This window comes from Sphingomonas sp. GW821-FHT10C01 (assembly GCF_059415525.1).
On the sequence record NZ_JBWKNK010000001.1, the window covers coordinates 1,650,731 to 1,672,418 of the forward strand.

The 21,688-nt window shown below is 64.0% G+C and carries 15 protein-coding genes and 2 tRNA genes; 12 read left to right on the forward strand and 5 right to left on the reverse strand.

Features of this window, described 5'->3' with window-relative positions; genetic code table 11:
- Window positions 1-26: 26 nt before the first annotated feature.
- Window positions 27-2,267: a beta-glucosidase gene (locus AC07M1_RS08070; RefSeq protein ID WP_495162029.1), complete on the reverse strand. Its 2,241-nt coding sequence runs from the start codon at window positions 2,265-2,267 to the stop codon at window positions 27-29.
- A gap of 208 nt (window positions 2,268-2,475) precedes the next feature.
- On the opposite strand from AC07M1_RS08070, the gene AC07M1_RS08075 reads away from it, so the two are divergent.
- The 5 genes from AC07M1_RS08075 to AC07M1_RS08095 all read left to right on the forward strand — a co-directional run bounded on the left by AC07M1_RS08075 (window position 2,476) and on the right by AC07M1_RS08095 (window position 9,846).
- The gene (locus tag AC07M1_RS08075) at window positions 2,476-5,472 is read left to right on the forward strand and encodes a TonB-dependent receptor (protein WP_495162030.1); all 2,997 of its coding nucleotides are present in this window, start codon (window positions 2,476-2,478) and stop codon (window positions 5,470-5,472) included.
- A 71-nt stretch (window positions 5,473-5,543) separates the two neighbouring features.
- Window positions 5,544-6,266, forward strand: coding sequence for a SapC family protein (locus AC07M1_RS08080; RefSeq protein ID WP_495162031.1), 723 nt, complete (start codon window positions 5,544-5,546; stop codon window positions 6,264-6,266).
- Window positions 6,259-7,290: a cupin-like domain-containing protein gene (locus AC07M1_RS08085; RefSeq protein WP_495162032.1), complete on the forward strand. Its 1,032-nt coding sequence runs from the start codon at window positions 6,259-6,261 to the stop codon at window positions 7,288-7,290. The genes AC07M1_RS08080 and AC07M1_RS08085 overlap by 8 nt, the downstream gene beginning before the upstream one ends.
- Window positions 7,287-8,783 carry a tryptophan halogenase family protein gene (locus AC07M1_RS08090; RefSeq protein ID WP_495162033.1) on the forward strand — a complete coding sequence of 499 codons (1,497 nt, stop codon included), beginning with the start codon at window positions 7,287-7,289 and terminating at the stop codon, window positions 8,781-8,783. Before AC07M1_RS08085 ends, AC07M1_RS08090 begins: the two co-directional genes overlap by 4 nt.
- Before the next feature lie 16 nt (window positions 8,784-8,799).
- On the forward strand, window positions 8,800-9,846 hold the full coding sequence (locus AC07M1_RS08095) for a LacI family DNA-binding transcriptional regulator (RefSeq protein ID WP_495162034.1): 1,047 nt from the start codon (window positions 8,800-8,802) through the stop codon (window positions 9,844-9,846).
- An 11-nt stretch (window positions 9,847-9,857) separates the two neighbouring features.
- On the opposite strand, the gene AC07M1_RS08100 is transcribed toward AC07M1_RS08095, so the two are convergent.
- From AC07M1_RS08100 to rpsA, 3 genes are all read right to left on the reverse strand, one after another.
- Window positions 9,858-9,943, reverse strand: a tRNA-Leu gene (locus AC07M1_RS08100).
- A gap of 46 nt (window positions 9,944-9,989) precedes the next feature.
- The gene (locus AC07M1_RS08105) at window positions 9,990-10,268 is read right to left on the reverse strand and encodes an integration host factor subunit beta (protein ID WP_495162035.1); all 279 of its coding nucleotides are present in this window, start codon (window positions 10,266-10,268) and stop codon (window positions 9,990-9,992) included.
- A 206-nt stretch (window positions 10,269-10,474) separates the two neighbouring features.
- Window positions 10,475-12,190 (reverse strand): 30S ribosomal protein S1, encoded by a 1,716-nt coding sequence (gene rpsA, locus AC07M1_RS08110; protein WP_495162036.1) that lies wholly within the window; start codon window positions 12,188-12,190, stop codon window positions 10,475-10,477.
- A 382-nt stretch (window positions 12,191-12,572) separates the two neighbouring features.
- On the opposite strand from rpsA, the gene AC07M1_RS08115 reads away from it, so the two are divergent.
- Complete coding sequence (locus AC07M1_RS08115) at window positions 12,573-12,950, forward strand: hypothetical protein (RefSeq protein ID WP_495162037.1); 378 nt, start codon at window positions 12,573-12,575, stop codon at window positions 12,948-12,950.
- Window positions 12,951-13,001: 51 nt separating this feature from the next.
- Here the strand turns inward: AC07M1_RS08115 and ald are convergent, their stop codons facing one another.
- A complete protein-coding gene (ald, locus tag AC07M1_RS08120) occupies window positions 13,002-14,108 on the reverse strand; it encodes an alanine dehydrogenase (protein ID WP_495162038.1) in 1,107 nt (368 codons plus the stop codon).
- A 143-nt stretch (window positions 14,109-14,251) separates the two neighbouring features.
- Between ald and AC07M1_RS08125 the strand changes: the two genes are divergently transcribed.
- The 6 genes from AC07M1_RS08125 to AC07M1_RS08150 all read left to right on the forward strand — a co-directional run bounded on the left by AC07M1_RS08125 (window position 14,252) and on the right by AC07M1_RS08150 (window position 21,652).
- Entirely contained in the window at window positions 14,252-14,725 is a 474-nt protein-coding gene (locus AC07M1_RS08125) for an Lrp/AsnC family transcriptional regulator (protein ID WP_495162039.1), read from the forward strand.
- 117 nt (window positions 14,726-14,842) lie between these two features.
- Window positions 14,843-16,792 (forward strand): potassium transporter Kup, encoded by a 1,950-nt coding sequence (locus AC07M1_RS08130; protein WP_495162040.1) that lies wholly within the window; start codon window positions 14,843-14,845, stop codon window positions 16,790-16,792.
- A gap of 125 nt (window positions 16,793-16,917) precedes the next feature.
- The gene (locus AC07M1_RS08135) at window positions 16,918-17,424 is read left to right on the forward strand and encodes a 2'-5' RNA ligase family protein (protein WP_495162041.1); all 507 of its coding nucleotides are present in this window, start codon (window positions 16,918-16,920) and stop codon (window positions 17,422-17,424) included.
- 69 nt (window positions 17,425-17,493) lie between these two features.
- Window positions 17,494-17,570: transfer RNA gene (locus tag AC07M1_RS08140), tRNA-Met, on the forward strand.
- 128 nt (window positions 17,571-17,698) lie between these two features.
- Entirely contained in the window at window positions 17,699-18,793 is a 1,095-nt protein-coding gene (locus tag AC07M1_RS08145; protein ID WP_495162042.1) for a tyrosine-type recombinase/integrase, read from the forward strand.
- Between the two features lie 162 nt (window positions 18,794-18,955).
- Window positions 18,956-21,652, forward strand: a complete 2,697-nt coding sequence (locus tag AC07M1_RS08150; protein ID WP_495162043.1) for a TonB-dependent receptor domain-containing protein — start codon at window positions 18,956-18,958, stop codon at window positions 21,650-21,652.
- The last annotated feature ends 36 nt before the right edge of the window (window positions 21,653-21,688 follow it).

The following is a 21,688-nucleotide window of genomic DNA, read 5'->3' on the forward strand; positions in this document are numbered from 1 at the left end:
GCGGGCGCCGCCGGGGAGCAGGGACGCTAGGGCTTCATCGTCGCCGGGTCGAGGCTGGTTGTGAGCAGCATCGAACGGTCGGTCGCATCGCGCGCGATCGCGATGCGATAGGTACCGCCCCGGATACGCCAGCCGGGCAAGCTGGTGTCGTAATCGGCCAGGATGCGCGGTTCCGCGATTAGAGTGATGCGGCGCGTCTCGCCAGGCTTGAGGTCGATGCGCTTGAACGCGGCGAGGCGCATCGGGACGTGTGACCCTTCGCGCGTGACATAGACTTGCGGCACGTCAGCGCCCTCGCGCTTGCCCGTGTTGGTGACGTCGAACGAGACCGTCAGGCGTTTACCGCCGGTGACGGTCGCCTTGGCATAGGCGAAGCTGGTGTAGCTGAGGCCGTGGCCGAAGGCGAAGAGTGGCCTCTGCCCTTTCTTCTCGTACCAGCGATAACCGACGTCGCTGCCCTCGACATACTCCACGGGAAAGCTCTTGAGCTCGTAGCCGCCGGGGTTGGCGGGGTTGGCCGCGGCCGCCGCCTGGAGCGAGGTGAAGGTGTCGAGGCCGACTGGTTGTGGGCGGGGTGCCTGCCCCTCATGCGCGGGGAAGGTGATCGGGAGGCGGCCCGAGGGATTGACCTTACCGGTCAGGATATTGGCGATCGCCTCGCCGCCGCGCTGACCGGGGTACCAAGCCTGGACCACGGCGGGCACGCGATCGAGCCAGGGCATTGTCACCGGGCCGCCGGTGGTGAGCACGGCGACCGTCTTCGGCTGAGCGGCCGCGACCGCCGCGATCAGCGCGTCCTGGTGATTCTGGAGCTTGAGGTCGGACACGTCCTCCGCCTCGGTCGTCCATTGCGTACCGAAGACGATGGCGAGATCGGCGGCCTTGGCCGCGTCGATGGTGGCATTGAGGTTGCGGCCATCGACGAAGCTGACCTGCGCACCCGGCAGCGCCTTGCGCAGTGCCTCAAGCGGCGAGGAGGCGTGATAGGTCACGCGCACGAACGAAGCGGCGGGGCCATGCGCCAGCGGGATCTCGATCGGCGCGCCGCCGACCGAGCGCACCTGGCTCGACCCGCCGCCTGACAGCACGCCGACATCCGCGCCGCCGCCGATCACGACGATCTTCTTCGCGGTGGCGGCGAGGGGCAGGATGCCGTCCTGATTCTTGAGGAGCACGATTCCCGCCTCGGCCGCGCGCTGGGCCACGAGCGCGTTGCGGGCATAGTCGGGCGTCTGCGCCGCCGCCGGCATCGGCGTGTCATAGGCGCCGCTTTCGATCAGACCGGTGAGGTAGCGGATGACCATATCGTCGAGCCGCGCCATCGGCACGCGGCCCTGTTCGACCGCGGCCTTGAGCGGCGCGTCGAAATACATCGCGCGGTCGAGTTCCTGGCCCGATTGCTGGTCGAGTCCCGCCTTCGCCGCCTTCTCGGCCGAATGGACACCGCCCCAATCGCTCATCACCCAGCCGCGATAGCCCCAGTCGCGCTTGAGCACCTGGTTGAGTAGGAAATCATTCTCGCACGCCCAGTCGCCATTGACCTTGTTATAGGCGCACATGACCGAGGCGGGCTTGCCCTTCTCGATCGCGATCTGGAAGGCGAGCAGGTCGCTCTCGCGCAGCGCCGCCTCGCCGATGCGCGCGTCGAGCACCATCCGGCCGGTTTCCTGCGAATTGAGCGCGAAATGCTTGATGGTCGAGACGATGTGGTTCGACTGGACCCCGGCGATATGCGCGCCGCCCAGTTCGCCGGCGAGCAGCGGATCCTCGCCCAGATATTCGAAGTTGCGGCCGCCCCAGGGATCGCGGTTGAGGTTCACGCCGCCCGCGAGCAGCACGTTGAAACGCTTGGCGCGCGCTTCGGCCCCGATCATCGCGCCGCCCGCTCGCGCGATCTCCGGATCGAAGGTTGCGGCGGTTGCGAGGCTGGAGGGGAGGGCGGTGGCAACATCGCCCTTGCGTTGTTCGACCTGGTTGGCGACGCCGAGTGACGCGTCACTCTCTCGCACGAGCGGCACGCCAAGGCGTGGATTGCCTTCGATATGCCCCGCCGACGGCACCAGTTGGTTTGGTGGTGTCACCTTGGTCAACGGCGGAAACAGCCCGTGGACCAGCGCGATCTTCTCGTCGAGCGTCATCCGGGCAACGATGGATTCGGCGCGGACGCGAACGTCGGTCGCCGCTGGAACCTGCTGCGCGAGTGTCGAAATCGGCGTGAATGCCGTGATCGCGCTGGCCGCGAGCAATGCGGCGATAGTCCGACTCATGCGTTTCCCTCTCCTAATTCCCGGCCTGTCCGCCGTGCCTGTCTGCGGGGGACAACAGCATATATTGAGAACGTTCACAATAACGGTTTTCCGCCGTTCGCATCGCTTCTGGCAATGAATGGCTGAAGCTTGACAACGTTGTACAATCGGTTCAAGTGAACGTTCTCAACGAGCGCGGATTCACGCGCCGCTGAAGGGGAGGATGAGGATGCGGGGCACGACTCGCTCAGTTTCACGACTGGCAATTTCGCGGCTTGTGATCGGGGCTTCGACGCTGGCGATGGCCGCGACTCCGGCGCTTGCACAAGACACTCAGGACGCAGCGGCGCCGACCGAGGAAGCCGAAGAGGTTCTGGTTACCGGCATCCGTGCCAGCCTTGCTCAGGCGATGACGATCAAGCGTGACGCGCAGGGCGTGGTCGATGCGATCTCCGCCGAAGATATGGGCAAGTTCCCAGACACCAACCTGGCCGAATCGCTCCAGCGCATCACCGGTGTGTCGATCGACCGTTCGAACGGCGAGGGGTCGTTCGTCACGGTCCGCGGCTTCGGTCCTGAATTCAATCTCGTGACGCTCAACGGGCGTCAGATGCCGACATCGGGGCTTGGCGACGGCGCGAGTGCGCCGGCCACCCGTTCGTTCGATTTCGCCAATCTCGCGTCCGAGGGGATAGCCGGTGTCGAGGTCTACAAGACCGGTCGCGCCGCGATCCCGTCGGGCGGCATCGGATCGTCGATCAACATCAAGACGCCGCGCCCGCTCGACCGGCCGGGCCTGCGCGGGAGCATCGCCGTCAAGGGCGTGTTTGACAGCTCATACAATCACGGTGACGAGATCACGCCCGAGGTCTCGGGCATCTTCAGCACGACCTTTGCCGACAACAAGATCGGCATCATGCTTGCGGGTTCGTACCAGAAGCGCAAGGCGAGCAATAACGACTACAAGACCGACTGGCGCGACGGCTATCTCGGCAACGAGAACAACTGGGGTTCGCTCGCCAATCCGGGCGATCCGCGCTACGGCCAGATCCAGAACCGGCCCGATGCGACTGATGTGTATGAGGTCGCGCAGAACGGATCGTATAACCTCAACGATATCGAGCGTGAGCGGATCAACGGGCAGCTGGTCCTGCAATTCCGCCCGATCGAATCGCTCACCGCGACGCTCGACTACACCTATTCGCGTAACACGGTCGAGGTGCGTACCAGCAGCGTCGGCATCTGGTTCAACCACAACAACACCTCGAGCGCTTGGACCGACGGGCCCGTCGCGGCCCCGGTCTTCTATTCCGAAGCGTTCGGCGCGGCCGAGCGCAAGGACCTGTCCTACAGCGGGGCGTTGACCGCCAACCGCAGCGAGAACCATTCGTTTGGCGGCAATTTGACCTGGGCCGCGCCGGGTGGGGTTACCGCGCAGCTCGACTTCCACCATTCGACCGCGACGTCGAAGCCGACCAACAAATACGGCTCGAGCGTGTCGGTGGGCAATGCGGTGGTCGGCCTGTCGAACCAGAAGATCAGCTTCGACAGCTATCTGCCGGTCATTTCGACGGCCTTCCACCCCGGGAACAATCCGCTCGATGCCGGGCAGATCATGCCGACCGGCAACGCCTTCCGGAACGCCTATTTCCGCGACGAGATCAACCAGGCGCAGTTGAAGGCGCGTTACGATCATGATGGCGGGCTGCTCGACAGCATCGATTTCGGCGTCTCGTACGTCGAGAACAAGGTGCGGTCGGCCTATGGCTTCCTGCAGAACGAGACGTGGAGCGGCGCCGGCCCGGCGTCGGATATCCCGGACGATATCTTCAAGCTGGTTAGCCTGCCCGACAAGTTCCGGGGCATGAATGGCGCGGCCAACATCATCCCGAGCCTCTACGCGTTCGACTTCGAGCGGATGGTGGGGATCATTGAGCAGCGCTACGGCACCTGCAGTCGGCCGCAGACCGGCAAGGCGCCAGCGGGAAGCTGCCTAGCCGACTACACCATCGACCGGCGGATCACCGAAAAGACGCTGTCGCCCTATATTCAGGTCGCGGGCAAGTTCAGCGCGTTCGGCAATGACGCGCATGTCGTGGCCGGCGTACGCTACGATCACACCAATATCGATTCCATGGCGCTGGTGCCGATCCCGAACGGCACGTCATGGGATGCGGCGAACGAGTTCTACATCTCTTATTCGGGTCGCTCCGACTTCTCGCGCTTCAAGGGCAGCTACCAGAATTGGCTCCCCGCGGTGGACTTCGACATCTCGCCGTTCGACAATGTGAAGCTGCGCGCGTCGTACAGCCACACCATCGCCCGTGCCGACTATGCCAGCCTTCAGGGCGGCCTGACGCTCGACACGCAATTCCGCATTGCCTTTGGCGGAGGCAGCCGCGGCAATCCGGGCCTCCTTCCCTACAAGTCGAAGAATATCGATCTGTCGGCCGAGTGGTATTACGGACCCAGCAGCTACATCTCGGTCGGCTTCTTCAACAAGGATGTCCAGAATTTCATCTCGCAGGATCGCGTGACCCAGAACGCGTTCGGCCTGCACACGGTGGCTGGCGGGCCGCGTTACCAGGCGGCGCTGGCGGCATTGGGGGCGAATGCCAGCACGCAGGACATCCGCCAGTATATCTTCACCAACTTCCCGGGTTCGACCCAGCGGACGGGTGTCGATCCGGCGGGCTACATCACCGGCAAGATCTTCGCGCTGCCGGAAGACCCGCTGGTGCCGTTCCAGGTCAACACGCCGGTCAACAGCGACCAGACGGCCAATCTCTACGGCTTCGAATTCGCCGTGCAGCATAGCTTCTGGGATACCGGCTTCGGTGCGATCCTGAACTATACGATCGTCCGGGGCGACGCGACCTACGACAACACCAAACCGGCGTCGGTGACCCAGTTCGCGCTGACCGGTCTCAGCGACAGTGCCAACGCGGTGCTATTCTATGACAAGAACGGTATCCAGGCACGCGTTGCCTATAACTGGCGTCAGAAGTTCCTGGCAGGAACGGGGGCCAACCCCTTCTATGTCGAGGATTATGGCCAGATCGACGCGAGCGCGAGCTACGAGTTCAAGTCGGGGCTGACGGTGTTCGGAGAGGTGATCAACCTGACGGGCGAAAGCCGCCGCGGACATCGCCGATCCGAGAACAACGTCTATTTCGCCTCTCCCGGCTATGCGCGCTACGCGGCGGGTGTCCGCTTCAATTTCTAAGCCTCCCTGTAGCCACCCTCTTCGGAGGGTGGCCTTTTTTTGTTACGGGGTAGGATAGAGCTGGAGAGGCAATGGACGAAACGGTGACGACGACGAGTCATGCAATGCTGACGGCGGAGGCGCATCGCGATCTCCGCATCCGCCGCGACCACGGTGTCGCGCTGGGCGACGGGGTGATGAGCTGTGTGACGATGCCTGCCGAGTTCCGGCGCGTGCAGGTCCATTATCCGATCCTGTTCCGGCGCAATGCCGAGCGCGACGCGTTCACAGCGCTCGCGCTGTTCGGCTTTCAGGAAGGGGAGAATCTGTTTCTGGAGCGCGGGGTCTGGGATGCGGATTATGTCCCGCTCGCGATCAATATCCAGCCTTTCCTGATCGGCGGCGCGGATGGAGCGAAGCAGGTGCATGTCGATCTGGCGAGCCCGCGGATCGGCGCGGATGGCGAGCAAGTGTTCGACGATGCGGGGCGACCGACTCCCTATCTGGAATCCGTCGCGGAGCAGTTGGGCGAACTGGACGAAGGTTGGCGCGCCTCGGGCGACTTCTTCACGGCGCTGCGGCGCCACGAATTGCTTGAGCCGTTGACGCTGGAGATTACGCTGGACGACGGATCGGTCAATCGGCTGGTCGGCTTTCATGTGATCGACGAGGCGCGGCTGGCCGCGCTCGACGCCGCTTCGCTCGGCGCATTGCATGCTGACGGGCATCTGATGCCGATCTTTATGGCGGTGGCCTCGGTCGGCAACTTCAACGCATTGGTTGCGCGCAAGAACAAGCGGTTGGGCGATGGCTGAGGCCGATCCAGGCTCGTTGAGCGGACTTGCCGCCATACGGGAGGTCGCTGTCGCGAATGACGCTGAGCTCGACGCACGGCTGCGTGAAGCGAAGGCACCCTTCGTGGTACGTGGACTGGCTTTCGACTGGCCGCTGGTCGCTGCCGGCAGGCGATCGGCGCAGGAAGCTCGCGCCTATCTGCTGAGCAAGCACCGCGATGTCCCCTTCACGGTCGCGGTCGGCAATGCGGCGGGCGATGAGCGTATATTCTACGATCCGGCGATGGCGGTGAACTTTCGCACCCTGCGTGGGCGGCTGACCGACATCTTCGCAGACATCGATACAGCTGAAGGCGACCCCATGGCCGCGCCCATCTATGTCGCCTCGACCGACGTGCATGACTATTTCGACGGGCTGCACGCCGATAACCATGTCGAGCTGGGTGAACACCGCTGCCGCGCAGGCATCTGGATGGGGACGTACACACGGATCGCAGCGCACAACGACTTTCCCGACAATCTCGCCTGTGTCGCGGTCGGACGCCGGCGTTTCACGCTGTTTCCGCCCGATCAGTTCCGCAACCTCTATCTGGGGCCGCTCGACAACACGCCTGCGGGGCGCCCGGTAAGCATGGTCGATTTCGCGGCGCCGGACTTCGCCGCGCACCCGAACTTCCGTGACGCGCTCGCTCAGGGGCAGGTCGCCGAGCTGGAGCCGGGCGACGCGATCTTCATCCCTTCGATGTGGTACCACCATGTCGAGGGGCTGGCGCCGTTCAATGTGCTGATCAATTACTGGTGGCGCGAGACGCCGGGCTGGCTCGGCCAGCCCGAAGACGCGCTGCATCATGCCCTGCTCGCGATCCGTGATTTGCCGGCGAGCGAGAAGGCGCGGTGGCACGCGCTGTTCGACCATTATGTCTTTGCCAATGGGGATGACGTGACGGAACATCTGCCCGAAGGAACCCGGGGTATCCTGGACCCGCTGACACCCGAGACCGCTTCGCGCATCCGCGCCTATCTGTTGCGGCAGCTCAGCCAATGAGCGGGAAGCGTCCTACGCGCGTCGTCATTGCCGGTGGCGGCACATCGGGCTGGATGGCCGCCGCCGCGATCAGCCGGACCTTGGGCCATACGATCGACCTGACCCTGGTGGAATCCGAACAGATCGGCACGATCGGCGTGGGGGAGTCGACCATCCCGCCCTTGGTCAATTTCAACCGCATCCTGGGTATCGGCGAGGCCGAGTTCATGGCGGCGGCACAGGCGACCTTCAAGCTCGGCATCCTGTTCGACAATTGGAAGCATGACGGGCACAGCTATTTTCACAGCTTCGGCCTGTCGGGCAAGGATCACTGGTCGGCCGGGTTCCAGCATTTCTGGCTCTACGCCCGCTCGCGCGGCTTCCCCGAGCCCTATGACGACTATTGCCTTGAGCTGGCGGCGGCGATGCAGGGCAAGTTCGCGCATCTGCCGCACGACCGGATGAACTATGCCTATCACGTCGATGCGACGCTGTATGGCCGCTATCTGCGCAAGCTGGCGGAAGAGGCGGGCACCAAGCGCGTCGAGGGAAAAATCCAGCGTGTCGAACTGAATGGTGAGACCGGGGACATCGCCGCGCTGCATCTCGACGGCGAACGGCGGATCGAGGGCGACATGTTCGTCGACTGCACGGGTTTTCGCGGATTGTTGATCGAGGGCGCGCTGCACGCCGGGTTCGAGGATTGGGGACATTGGCTGCCCAACGACAGCGCCATCGCGGTGCAGGCGAAGCATCTGGGACCGCCTCAGCCCTATACCCAGGCGATCGCTCACGATGCCGGCTGGCAATGGCGGATTCCGCTGCAACATCGCATGGGTGCGGGCATCGTCTATTCAAGCGGCTATCTGTCGCGCGACGAGGCGCATCACCGGTTGATCTCGACCGTGGGGGAGCCGTTGATCGAGCCGTTCGACATCAAGTTCCGCGGCGGTGTGCGGCGCAAGCAATGGTATCGCAACTGCGTCGCTATCGGCCTGTCAGGCGGCTTCGTCGAGCCGCTGGAGGCCACCACGGTACATCTGATCCAGCGCGCGGTACTGCGCTTCGTACGGCTGATGCCCAACGGCCGGGTCAGCGAGCGCGACGCCGCAGAGTTCAACGAGCAGCAACGTCAGGATATCGAGCAGATCCGTGACTTCGTGATCCTGCACTACAAGGCTACCGACCGGCGCGACAGCGCCTTCTGGCGGCACGTCGCGAACATGCCGGTGCCGGATTCGCTGGCGCAGAAGATCGAACTGTTCCGCGAAACTGGTCGCACCTTCCGCAAGAATGAGGAATTGTTCGCGGAGAATAGCTGGGTGCAGGTGATGATGGGGCAGGGGATCGATCCGCGCAGCTGGCATCCGATCGCGGAGAAGCTGTCGGACGAGGAACTGGTGCGGCTGATGGCGACGCTGCGAGAGGATGTGACGCGCACCGTCGCGACGCTGCCCGATCATCATGCCTATGTTGCACAATATTGCGGCTCGGCCGACCCGCTGGTGGCCTGAAGGAACGGACTGACGCATGGCACGCCGCAAACAGGCCGTTACGATCCGGCACGTCGCCGCCGACGCTGGAGTGTCGCTCCAGACGGTAAGTCGCGTCATCAACAAGGAGCCGAACGTTCGGCCCGAAATGGCTGAGCGCGTCCGCGCCTCGATTGCCAAGCTCGGCTATGTGCCATCGATCGCCGCGCAGCGGATGAGCGGATCGCGATCCTACCTCATCATGGCGTTGAACGATCGCGAACGTACAATCGACGGCTGGCGCGCGCGCGACGGCACCGACTGGGTCGATCAGATGCTTCTGGGCGGGATGTTGACCTGCGCCGAGCATGGCTATCGCCTGATCGTCGAGCTGGTCGATACGCATAGCGATCATATCGAACGCGAACTGAGCGCGGCACTGGCGGCACTGCAGCCCGACGGGGTGATCCTGACGCCGCCGCACTCGGCCAATCCCGCGATCCTGGCGCTGCTCGACGACGCGCATATCGGGCTCGCGCGGATCGGTTCGCTCGCCGAAGGACCGGGATTCCGGCTGACGATGGGCGACGATATCGCCGCGGGCCTAGCCACGCGGCATCTGATCGAACTTGGCCATGAACGGATCGGACTGATCGCCGGGCCCGACGAGTATGAACTGAGCGGTTGGCGCGTGGATGGCTGGCGGGCAGCCATGGCCGAAGCGGGGCTGCCGACGGACGGCTTGCTTGCACAAGGGGATTTCTCGCGCCAGTCGGGCCGCGCCGCCACACCGCTGTTGCTGGATGCCGGCGCGACGGCGATCATCGCCAGTAACGATCAGATGACGTTGGGGGCGCTGGAGATCGCACGCGAAGGCGGATTGGCAGTGCCCGGTGACCTTTCGCTGGTGAGCTTTGACGATACGCCGATCGCGCGCTTCAATCACCCGCCGCTGACGGCGGTTACCCAACCGATCGCCGACGTAACCGCGCGTGCGGTCGAACTGATCATTGCCGAACGGGGGGGGCACGACGTGCCGGATGGACCGGTGGTTGTTGCGCCGACGCTGACGGTGCGTCAGTCGACAGGGCAGCGCCGTCGCTGAAACCAGGTTGCTGGTACGGGCGGGGGGACTTGAACCCCCACGGGCCAAAGCCCAACGGATTTTAAGTCCGGTGCGTCTACCATTCCGCCACGCCCGCGCGCATCGGACGGCTCTATCGGCTCAAAGGGTAAGTGCCAAGCGCGTCAGACGTTTAAGCGTCCGCGCATTTCCTTGCCTGGCTTGAAATAGGGCACGCGCTTTGCGTCGACATCGACGGTTTCGCCAGTGCGTGGGTTGCGGCCTGTGCGCGCATCGCGAGAGCGGGTGGAGAAGGCGCCGAAGCCGCGCAACTCGACCCGGCCATCGGAGACCAGTCTGTTGGTAATTTCTTCGAAGAAAGTATCTACGATACGTTCGATCTCGCTCGCGGAGAGGCCGGGATTATCTGCCGCCAGCATCTGCACGAGTTCCGATCGGATCATCGCGTATCCCCAAATATCCGGCTAATCGTGCCGGGAAACGCGCCTCGCCCTATCGCGGGGTCTTGGCTCGAGCGGATTCTAGGCCCGATTCCTTACCTGCATCAATAAAATCTTGAGGCGGGAATCCCGTTTTAGGAGGCATGGCAGCGAAGCCGTTGAAATGATTGGCGGGGCGGGCGGAAAAAAAACGCCCGCCCCGCACGCAATCACTTCTTCTCTTCGCGAGCCTTGAGGGCTTCGCCGAGGATGTCACCCAGCGACGCGCCCGAGTCGGACGAGCCATACTGCGCAACGGCCTGCTTCTCTTCGGCGATCTGCATCGCCTTGACCGAGAAGGTCGGCTTCTTCGAACGGTCGAGGCCGGTGACCATCGCGTCGAACTTCTGACCGACCTGGAAACGCTCCGGACGCTGCTCGTCGCGGTCGCGGCCGAGGTCGGTGCGCTTGATGAAGCCGGTCGCGCCATCGTCGCCAACCTGCACTTCGAGACCCGCGTCGCGGACTTCGAGGACGGTGACGGTGACGACTTCGTTCTTGTTGACGCGTGCACTGGCGCCGGCAGCAGCCGCACCGGTGGGGACGCCACCGCGCTCAAGCTGCTTCATGCCGAGCGAGATGCGCTCCTTGTCCGGCTCGACGGCCAGAACGACGGCCTTGACCATCTCGCCCTTGCGGTGGAGCGCCAGCGCGTCCTCGCCCGAGATGCCCCAAGCGATGTCCGACATGTGGACCATGCCGTCGACGTCGTTGTCCAGACCGATGAACAGGCCGAACTCGGTGGCGTTCTTGACTTCGCCCTCGACTTCGGTGCCGACCGGGTGTGCCGATGCAAAGGCTTCCCACGGATTCTGATGGGCCTGCTTGAGGCCCAGCGAGATGCGGCGCTTGTCCTGATCGACCTCGAGCACGACGACTTCGACTTCCTGCGAGGTCGAGACGATCTTGCCCGGGTGGACGTTCTTCTTGGTCCAGCTCATCTCCGAAACGTGGACGAGGCCCTCGATGCCGGCTTCCAGCTCGACGAACGCACCATATTCGGTGATGTTGGTCACGCGGCCCGACAGCTTCGCGCCGACCGGGTACTTCGAACCGGCGCCATCCCACGGATCGCTCTCGAGCTGCTTCATGCCGAGCGAGATGCGCTGCGTGTCGCGGTTGATGCGGATGATCTGCACCTTCACCGTGTCGCCGATGTTCAGCATCTCCGACGGGTGGTTGACGCGCTTGTAGCTGAGGTCGGTGACGTGCAGCAGGCCGTCGATGCCGCCGAGGTCAACGAACGCACCGTAATCGGTGATGTTCTTGACGACGCCGTCGATCACCTGGCCCTCGGCCAGGCTCAGGATCAGGCCCGAACGCTGCTCAGCGCGGTTCTCTTCAAGGACGGCGCGGCGCGACACGACGATGTTGCCGCGCTTGCGGTCCATCTTCAGGATCTGGAAGGGCTGCGGCAGGTCCATCAGCGGCTGCACATCGCGCACCGGACGGATATCGACCTGCGAACCCGGCAGGAACGCCACGGCGCCCGACAGGTCGACGGTGAAGCCGCCCTTGACGCGGCCGAAGATCACGCCCTCGACGCGGTTGCCCTGGCTGAATTCGAGCTCGAGCTTGTCCCATGCGGCTTCGCGGCGGGCGCGGTCGCGGCTGAGCATCGCTTCGCCGTTCGCATTCTCGACGCGGTCGACATAGACCTCGACTTCGTCGCCGACCTTGAGGTCAGCGGGCTGGCCCGGCGCCGCGAATTCGCGCAGCGGCACGCGGCCTTCGCTCTTGAGGCCAACGTCGATGATGGCGAGATCGTTTTCGATGCCGGTGACGGTGCCGATGACGACGCGGCCTTCGAAGCTCTCAGCACCGCCAAGGGTCTGATCGAGCAGCGCGGCGAAATCGTCGCGCGTGGGGTTTGCCGAAGTGGCCATAAAGGGTTCAGTCCTAACTATCGTTTTTCCGGCCGGCTGGTTGGATCCAGCGGTCTTGAAGGCCGAAATGCCGTGGCGGCCGCATGCCGGTCACGGCATCCGCTGGGCGGTTGCGGCGGGAGGCGGAACGCTTTGCATCCAAAGCGAAAATGGCGCGTGAGATCATCTCTCCGCGCCTCCCCTCCGTGAGCACCACTCGTCGGACGGGGCGCGCCTTAGCCGCAGCGGGCGCGAAAGGCAAGAAAATCCCCCGGTTTCAGGGCAGCCCGCTACTCAATACGGATTATTTACCTAAGCACGGCAAACCACCCGCCCAGCAAATATCGGGGGAGGGGCTGTGGCACCGGTGGTACCATCGGCGGTCGACGGGGATTGTCAGATCGTGGCGTCGGAGCCCGGCCTGTATGAGATCATCCGAGACGATCGGATCAAGATCCTGCGGATCAACCGCATCGCCGTGCAACAGCTCGCGGATGTCGACCGCTATCTTTCGGCGGTGGGTGACGTCGTGCGCGATGCCCGGCTGCGTTTCGGCAGGGTCCGCGTGCTCGCCGACCTGCGTAATTCGCCGATCCGTACCCAGGAAGCCGCAGAACGGATGCGGTTGGGCAATCTGGCGCTCTATCGGGAGGGCGACCGGGTCGCGCTCATCGTCGAGTCCAGCTTGCTCAAGATGCAGCTGCGCCGCACCTTGGTCGAATATCAGAACATCTTCCTGTCACCGAGCGCCGCCGAGACCTGGCTGACCGCACTCGATTGAGAATTGCCCGCCGCCGCCCGGGAAAGGGAAGAGCGGCGGCGAGCGTGCCGGTTACGGCTTCCAGGCCGTGAAGGGCAGGTTGAGCGCTTCGGCCACCGCTTCATGGGTGATCGCACCCTTGTAGACGTTGAGGCCCGCGGCGAGGTGCGCATCGGCCGCCATCGCGGCCTCCGCGCCGAGATTGGCGAGCTTCATCACGAACGGCAGCGTCGCGTTGTTAAGCGCGAAGGTGCTGGTGCGCGCGACCGCGCCTGGCATGTTGGCGACGCAATAATGGATCACGCCGTCGACCTCATAGACCGGGTCCTCATGCGTGGTAGCGCGGCTGGTCTCGAAGCAGCCGCCCTGGTCGATTGCGATATCGACCAGCACCGAGCCGCGCTTCATCGTCTTGAGCATGTCGCGGGTGACGAGCTGGGGCGCGGCGGCGCCCGGCACGAGCACCGCGCCGATCACCAGTTCCGCCTCTGTCACGGCCGCCGCGATCGCTGCCTTGCTGGCATAGGCGGTCTTGATCTGGCTGCCGAAGTGCAAGTCGAGCTCGGCAAGGCGGGCATTGCTGATGTCGTAGATGGTGACGTCGGCGCGTAGGCCGGTGGCCATCTGCGCGGCGTTGATACCCGACACGCCGCCGCCGAGAATCGCGACCTTGGCCGGCGCGACGCCGGGGACGCCGCCGAGCAGCACGCCGCGGCCGCCCTGTTCCTTCTCGAGATAATGCGCGCCGACCTGCACGGACATGCGGCCCGCGACTTCGCTCATCGGCTTGAGCAGCGGGAGCGAGCGGTCGTTGGCGGTGACGGTCTCATAGGCGATGCAGGTCGCACCCGACTTGATCAGGCCCGCCGCCTGCTCGGGATCGGGCGCGAGGTGGAGATAGGTGAACAGCGTATGGCGCGGTTCGAGCATCGCCACTTCCTGGGCCTGCGGTTCCTTGACCTTCACGATCATGTCGGACTGCGCGAAAACGTCGGCAGCGGTGGCGACGATGCGCGCGCCGGCGGCGACATAGTCGGCGTCCTGGATGTCGATGCCACTGCCCGCATTGGTCTGCACGACCACGTCATGGCCATGCGCGGTCAGTTCCGCGACCAGCGACGGCGTGAGACCGACGCGATATTCGTGATTCTTGATTTCCTTGGGGACGCCGACACGCATCATGCACTCTCCGAACTTGGTTTTGTTTCGGAGCGCAGCCTAACGCAGGAAGCCGCCGCGAATCTCTGCAAACTTATGTGACTTGCGCGGGCAGGTTGCATGAATATTGTGATGTTAGCGCAAAATTGTGGAATTCATGCAAGATGGACCGAATTGACGAGGCGATACTGAAACAGCTCGCAATCAACGCGCGAGCGCCGGTGAGCCAGATCGCGGGGCAGGTGGGCCTGTCGCAATCGGCGTGCACGCGTCGCATCCAGGCGCTGGAGGCGTCGGGGCATATCCTGGGCTACAATGCCCGGCTGGGGCTGCGGCGGCTGGGATACAGCGTCACCGCCATGGTCGACATCACGCTGGGCACCGAAGTGGGTGAGGATCTGGCGCGATTCGAGGCGGCGGTGGCGCAGATCGACGGCATCGTCGAATGCGCGCTGGTTTCCGGCGGATACGACTATCGCCTGAAGATACTGTGCCGCGACCTCGACGACTATGAACGGCTGCACCGGGAAGAGATGGGGCGGCTGCCCGGGGTGGTGAAGATCAGTTCCAGCTTCGTCCTGCGCGCGGTCCCGACGCGGAGCGAAGCCAACGCACTATTTCCCACCACGGGACGGTGAATTTCACTGCAATTGCACCCCGATGCTGCGCGTGCTAACTGCGCCGCCGTTTCAACGGACAGGTAGCCGGTCTGACATGACCACTGCATTGCTCGCCACGGTACGCAAGTTTCTCCCGTGAGCGAGGCCAACGGAAGCCCCGAGCCGGCCGACGACTCGTCTTCTCATCTTACCCATGATCAGCATCACGGACATGGCCGCCCGGCGGCCATCGCGAAGCTGGTCGTCGGTGCGATCGGGATCGTGTTCGGCGATATCGGTACCAGCCCGCTCTACGCGTTTCGCGAAGCCTTTGCGGGGCACCATCCGCTGACGCTCGACGAAGCGCACATCATGGGTGTCATCAGCCTGATGTTCTGGTCGATGCTGCTGATCGTGACGCTGAAATACGTCACCGTCATCATGCGCGCCGACAACAAGGGCGAGGGCGGTAGCCTGGCGTTGCTGGCGCTGATCAATGCCGCCAGCGGACAGAAGCGCTGGACTGCGGGGATCGTACTGCTCGGCGTGTTCGCGACCGCGCTGTTCTATGGCGATTCGATGATCACCCCGGCGGTGTCGGTGCTGTCGGCGGTCGAGGGCATCGCGGTCGCCGCGCCGGCGGCCAAGGGTTGGATCCTGCCGATCGCCGTGGGCCTGCTGGTCGGGCTGTTCGCGATCCAGCGGACCGGTACCGCGCGTGTCGGTGCCATGTTCGGGCCGATCATGCTGACCTATTTCGCGACGATCGCGACGCTGGGCGTGCTGAGCGCGATCCAGACGCCCGAGATCCTGTGGGCCTTCTCGCCGCACTATGCGGTGCAGTTCTTCCTGAGTGATGGGCTTGCCGCGTTCCTCGCGCTCGGCGCGGTCGTGCTCGCGGTGACGGGCGCCGAGGCGCTCTATGCCGATATGGGCCATTTCGGGCGCAAGCCGATCCGCATCTCGTGGCTGTGGTTCGTGCTGCCGGCGCTGATGTGCAACTATATGGGGCAGGGCGCGCTGCTGATGCGCGACGCCTCCGCGCTGCAGAGCCCCTTCTACATGCTCGCCCCCGAATATCTGCGGCTGCCGCTGGTGGGGCTGGCGACGATGGCCGCGATCATCGCGTCGCAGGCGGTGATCACCGGTGCCTTTTCGGTCACGCAGCAGGGCATCCAACTCGGTTTCATCCCGCGCCTGCGCATCTCGCATACCAGCGCATCGACTGCGGGACAGATTTACATCCCGCTCATCAACTGGGCGCTGATGGTTGCGATCATCCTGCTGGTGCTGACCTTCCAGACCTCGTCCAACCTGACTGCGGCCTATGGCATTGCGGTGACTGGGGCGATGCTGATCGACAACTGCCTGTTGGCGGTGGTGCTGTTCAGCCTGTGGAAGTGGAAGAAGCGCTATGCGATCCCGTTCCTGGCGGTCTTCTTCCTGATCGATCTGGCATATTTCAGCGCGAACCTGACCAAGATACCCGATGGCGGCTGGTTCCCGCTGTTCGCCGGTGTGATCATCTTTACGCTGCTGACCACCTGGGCGAAGGGCCGGCGCCTGATGGTTGAGCGGATGCGTGAAGGCGCGATGCCGATCAAGGTTTTCATCCAGTCCGCCGCGGGCTCCGCGACGCGGGTGGGCGGCACTGCGGTGTTCATGACCTCGACCCCCGAGGGCGTGCCGCACGCGCTGCTCCACAACCTCAAGCACAACAAGGTGCTGCACGAGCGGGTGATCCTGCTGACCGTGAAGATCGCCGACGTCCCCTTTGTCGCCGAGGAGGCGCGGGTGAAGGTCGACGATCTGGGGCAGGGCTTCCACCGGATGCTGCTCTATTACGGCTTCATGCAGGAGGCCGACGTGCCCGGCGCACTGAAGGCGGTGGGGGCGTGCGGCGGCAAGTGCGGTGGCGTGTTCAACATGATGGACACGAGCTTCTTCCTGTCCCGCCAGACCCTGTTGCCGTCCGAGCGGCCCGGGATGCGGATCTGGCGCGAGAAGCTGTTCGCCTGGATGCTGCGCAACGCGGAAAGCGCGATGGAGTTTTTCCGCCTGCCCACCAACCGTGTCGTCGAACTGGGCAGCCAGGTCGAGATTTGAGCGGTGCCTTCCGTCATCCCGGCCTTGTGCCGGGATCCACCGGGCGGCAGGCGATGGTGTGGCGCGTTGAGAGCATTGCCGGGGCTCCGTGGACCCCGGGCGCAAGGTCGGGGTGACGGATAGGAATGGCTGCTGCGCCGATCATCGTCACCGCATTGCTCGGCCGTGCCGATCAGGCGGCGTTTGACGCTTTGCGGCGTGAACATTATCCGCCCGAGCGCAACGTCCTGGCGGCGCATCTGACACTGTTCCATCACCTTCCGCCTTCTGTGGAGGACGAGTTGAAGCACCGGCTGACCGGCGCGACGCGTGGCGTGCGCGTGCCCGTGGCCAGGGCGACGGGGCTGATGTCACTAGGGCGAGGGGTGGCCGTGAAGATCGAATCGCCCGGGCTGGCGACGATCCGCAGCGAACTGGCGGGGGCGTTCGCTGGGCTGATGATGCCGCAGGACGCAGGCGCGTGGCGGCCGCATGTCACGATCCAGAACAAGGTCGCGCCGTCGATGGCGAAGCTGCTGCTGGGCGCGTTGGGCAAGGAATTCCGGGTGCGCGAAGTGGAAATCGCGGGACTTGCCACCTGGTATTATCGCGATGGCCCCTGGGAAGCGCTTTCGCGTCACATGTTCGCTTGACCGGCCGGAAAACCCCACTTATGTGCGCCGCTCGCCCGAACCGGAACAGGTGACGGGCCGCCTTGGTAGGGCGGAGTAGCTCAGTTGGTTAGAGCACGGGAATCATAATCCTGGGGTCGGGGGTTCAAGTCCCTCCTCCGCTACCATTCCTCATTTTCCGTCGACGATCCGTTTTGGCCGCCGGTGGATTTTTTCCAAGTAAAATCAAATATTTTTGATGCCCGTTGTGCGCGGCAGTGTCCCGCTGTGACCTGTTGCGGTCGCCCACGTCAATTTGAGTTGGGGGTATTTTGGGGGTGATTTTGCCTGTTTCCAGAACAGGCGATACCCCCAGACGCCGCACAAGGAACTCGAACTAAAATATGCCGGCAAGCGACAGTGTCCCTACAAGCTGTCGGATGGTGATGGTTTGCACCTGCTCGCGCAGCCGAGCGGCTCGAAATTGTGGCGCTTGAAATACCGCTTCGACGGCAAGGAAAAGCCGCTGAGCTTCGGCAAGTATCCGGTCGTCAACCTGGCGATCGCTCGCGAGAAGCGGACAGAGGCCAAACAGCCGCTCGATCAAGGTAGAGATCCCGCAGAAGTCAAGGAGCGGAAGAATCGCGAGCGGAAGGCACTCATGCTGTTCGAGGAAATTGCGCGGGCCTGGCACGCCAATCGCGTCGAAGGGCTCGATCCAGGGCATGCCCAGCGTGTCATCAATCGGATGGAGCGCGATGTATCTCCGGTCATCGGAAAGCGCGCGATTGCGGAAATCGATGCGCCCGAGATTCTGGGTTTGATCCGTCTAGTTGAGGCACGGGGTGCCCTCGACATCAGCAGGCGCGTCAAGCAGGGCGTCAGCCAGGTCTTTCGCTTTGCAATCGCCAACGGCTGGGCCAAGTCGGATCCGACCCTTAGTTTGAGCGATGCGCTCAAACCCAAGCCGCCGGTTGAGCACATGGCGCGGGTTTCATCGGCGGGTTCCCCGCACTGGTCCGGGCAATCACGGATTACGACGGCGAGGAGACGCCGCGTCGGCGTGAGATCACGCGCGATGCGCTTCGCGAAATGGGGCGAGTTCGAGAAACTTGAAGGTGCGGAACCGATTTGGCGCCTGTCACCCGAACGCATGAAGATGGATCGCGAACATATCGTGCCCTTGCCGCGTCAGGCTGTCGAACTTTTGCGCCGCCGCCGCCGCGAAACCAAGGGCGACTATGTGTTTCCTGGAGCCAAGCCTGGGAAGCCGATCTCCGAGAACACCATGATCTATGCCTGCTATCGAATGGGGTATCTCGGCCGTCGGACCGTGCATGGTTTTCGAGGGCTTGCGTCGACCTGGGCGAACGAAGCCGAGCAGTACCAGCCGCCTTCGATCGCGAGTTGATGTCGAAATCGGGAAGAGGCGATCGAGCGCGAATAAGAGGCGTTGCTCATCTCCACAGATCTGCGGTCGGAAAAATTTCAGAACGATGTCGGTTTTGTGAAATCCGTTCGTCTCCCTTGTGAAAGCCGCGGCGATGGACCGCCGGCTGCAACAGAGGGTCATATGACGCGATTTGGCAGTGTAGTTGGCGCGTGCGCAGCAATCTTCATCCCTGCAGCCGCCTGGGCGCAGACGGCAACACACGAGCAAGCCGCTCCGGCAGAGGCGCCGATCGCCGATGAAGGCGGCGAGATCGTCGTCACGGGTTCGCGTATCGATCGCAACTTCGATACGCCGACCCCCACGATCACCGTCACCGCCGAGGATCTCTCGGTCGGCGCACGTCCCAACGTCGCCGCGGCGCTGAACGATCTGCCGCAGTTCCGCGCGACCACCTCGGCTCAGACCACCGGCACCAACACCGGCGCAGGCAATGCCCCGGTTGACCTGCGCGGCCTTGGCATCAACCGCACCCTCGTTCTGGTCGACGGCCGCCGTATCGTCAGCGACAATGATCTCAACACCATTCCCAACGTACTGATCCGCAGCGCGCAGGTGGTAACCGGCGGCGCATCCGCGGCATGGGGCTCGGGCGCCGTCGCGGGCGTCGTCAACATTGGCATCGACGAGAAGTTCAGCGGCCTCCAGCTCGGCGCCGAAGCCGGTCTCTCGACCTATGGCGATGCCGCGCAACACCGCTTCGACGGGAAGGCCGGGTTCGGCTTCGCCGACGGTCGCGGCCACTTCGTGATCGGCGGCGAGTATTTCAACAGCAACGGCATCGTGCCCAAGGTCGCGCGCGACAAGATCGGCCGCTGGGCCTCGTTCGACGGCGCGATGACGCCCGACGTCGGCTTCTCGACCTCGGCCTATGGCGGCCTGATCACCTCGGGCGTGCTCAAGGGCAAGGCGTTCAACCCCGACGGTTCGCTGCGCGACTTCAACTATGGCCGGGTGGTCGGCGGCTACATGACCGGTGGCGAGGGCGGATCGAACGACGATCTCAGCCCGCTGATGACCCCGCAGCGCCGCTACAGCGCGCTCGGACGCCTGACCTATGAGCTCACCCCGTCGATCAAGGTGACGGCCGAGCTGCGCCACTCGCGCATGTACAACAACTATATCTGGTTCGGCGAGCATGTGCAGGGCACGGCGACCTCCGGAATCCAGATCAAGTCGGACAATCCCTTCCTCTCGAATCAGGTGCGCACCGCGCTGGCCAATGCCGGCCAGACGAGCTTCTATATGGGCCGCTTCAACAGCGATCTATCCTTCCCGACGATCGATTTCGAGCGGAAGGTCACCCAGGGTACGCTGGCGTTCGACGGCAAGATCGGCTCGAACCTGCGCTGGAGCGCCTATTACAGCCATGGCGAGTACCAGAACAACATCGACACGCCCGGCTTCCTGCTGACGCGTGAGTTCGCCAATGCCGTCGATGCGGTGGCCGGGCCGGGCGGGACACCGATCTGCCGGATCGCACTGACCAACCCCTCGACCAACTGCGTGCCGATCAACCTGTTCGGCCTTGGCGCTCCGTCTCAGGCGGCGATCGACTATGTCACGGGCACGCCGAGCCAGCGCGCGACGACCAAGCTGGATGTGGGCGGACTCAGCTTGCGCGGCGAGCCGTTCGCGCTGCCTGCCGGCGCGGTCTCGTTCGCGGTGGGCGTCGAGGCGCGCAAGGAGAGCATCGTCCAGACCGTCGGTGCGCTCGATGCCGCCAAGGCGTTCCGCACCTTCAGCTTCTCGGCGATGTCGGGCAGCTTCGATGTGAAGGAAGCGTTTGGCGAAGTGCTGGTGCCGCTGATCCACAACACGCCGCTGCTGCGCAAGCTGGAGTTCAACGGCGCGGTGCGCGTCAGCGACTATAGCACGACGGGCTCGATCTGGTCGTGGAAGCTCGGCCTCACCAACGAGTTCTTCCCCGGCTTCCGTGGCCGCGCGACCCGCTCGCGCGACATCCGCTCGGCCAATCTGAGCGAGCTCTATACGCAGACGACGACCGGCTACAACACGATCTACGACCCGGTCACCAAGCAGAACGTCTATGTGCTGAGCAACGGCGGCGGCAATCCCAATCTCGATCCGGAAAAGGCCGATACCTGGACCGTTGGCTTCACCTATTCGCCGCCCGCGGTTTCGGGCCTCAACCTGTCGGTCGACTATTTCAACATCGACGTCGACGATGTCATCACCACCGTCGCCGCGCAGGATCTGGTGACGCGCTGCTATAACGGCAACACTGCCTTGTGTGCACGCGTCGAGCGCGACGGGGCCGGGAACATCACCCGTACCGTCTCGACCTTTGTCAATCTGGCGAACTACAAGACCGACGGCATCGACGCGGAAATCTCCTATGTCCTGCCGCTGGACCGCCTGTTCGCCTCGTCCGAAGGGCGCATGAAGTTCCGCGTGCTCGGCACCTGGGTCAACAGCCTCACCACCGACGATGGCGTCGTGAAGCTCGAATATGTCCGGTCGCAGGGCTATTCGTTCGGCCTCGGCGTGCCGGCATGGCGGGTGAACGGCTCGATCGGCTATGAGGACAAGAGCTTCTCGGGCCTGGTCCGCGCCCGCTACATCTCGCCGGGCGAGTACAACAACCAGGTCCCGCTCACCAACAACCACATCGGCGCCTACACCTATTTCGACCTGCAGGCGCAGATGAAGGTGCCGGTGGCGGAAGGGCGGCAGATGGAGGTCTACGCCAACATCTCCAACCTGTTCGACAAGGATCCCCCGCCGGGGTCGCTGTTCTCGCCCTATTACGACGTGCTGGGCCGCTACTTCACCCTCGGCGCCCGCGTCCGCTTCTGATCCCCGTTTCGGCAAACCCGCCCGGCGCCATGCCGC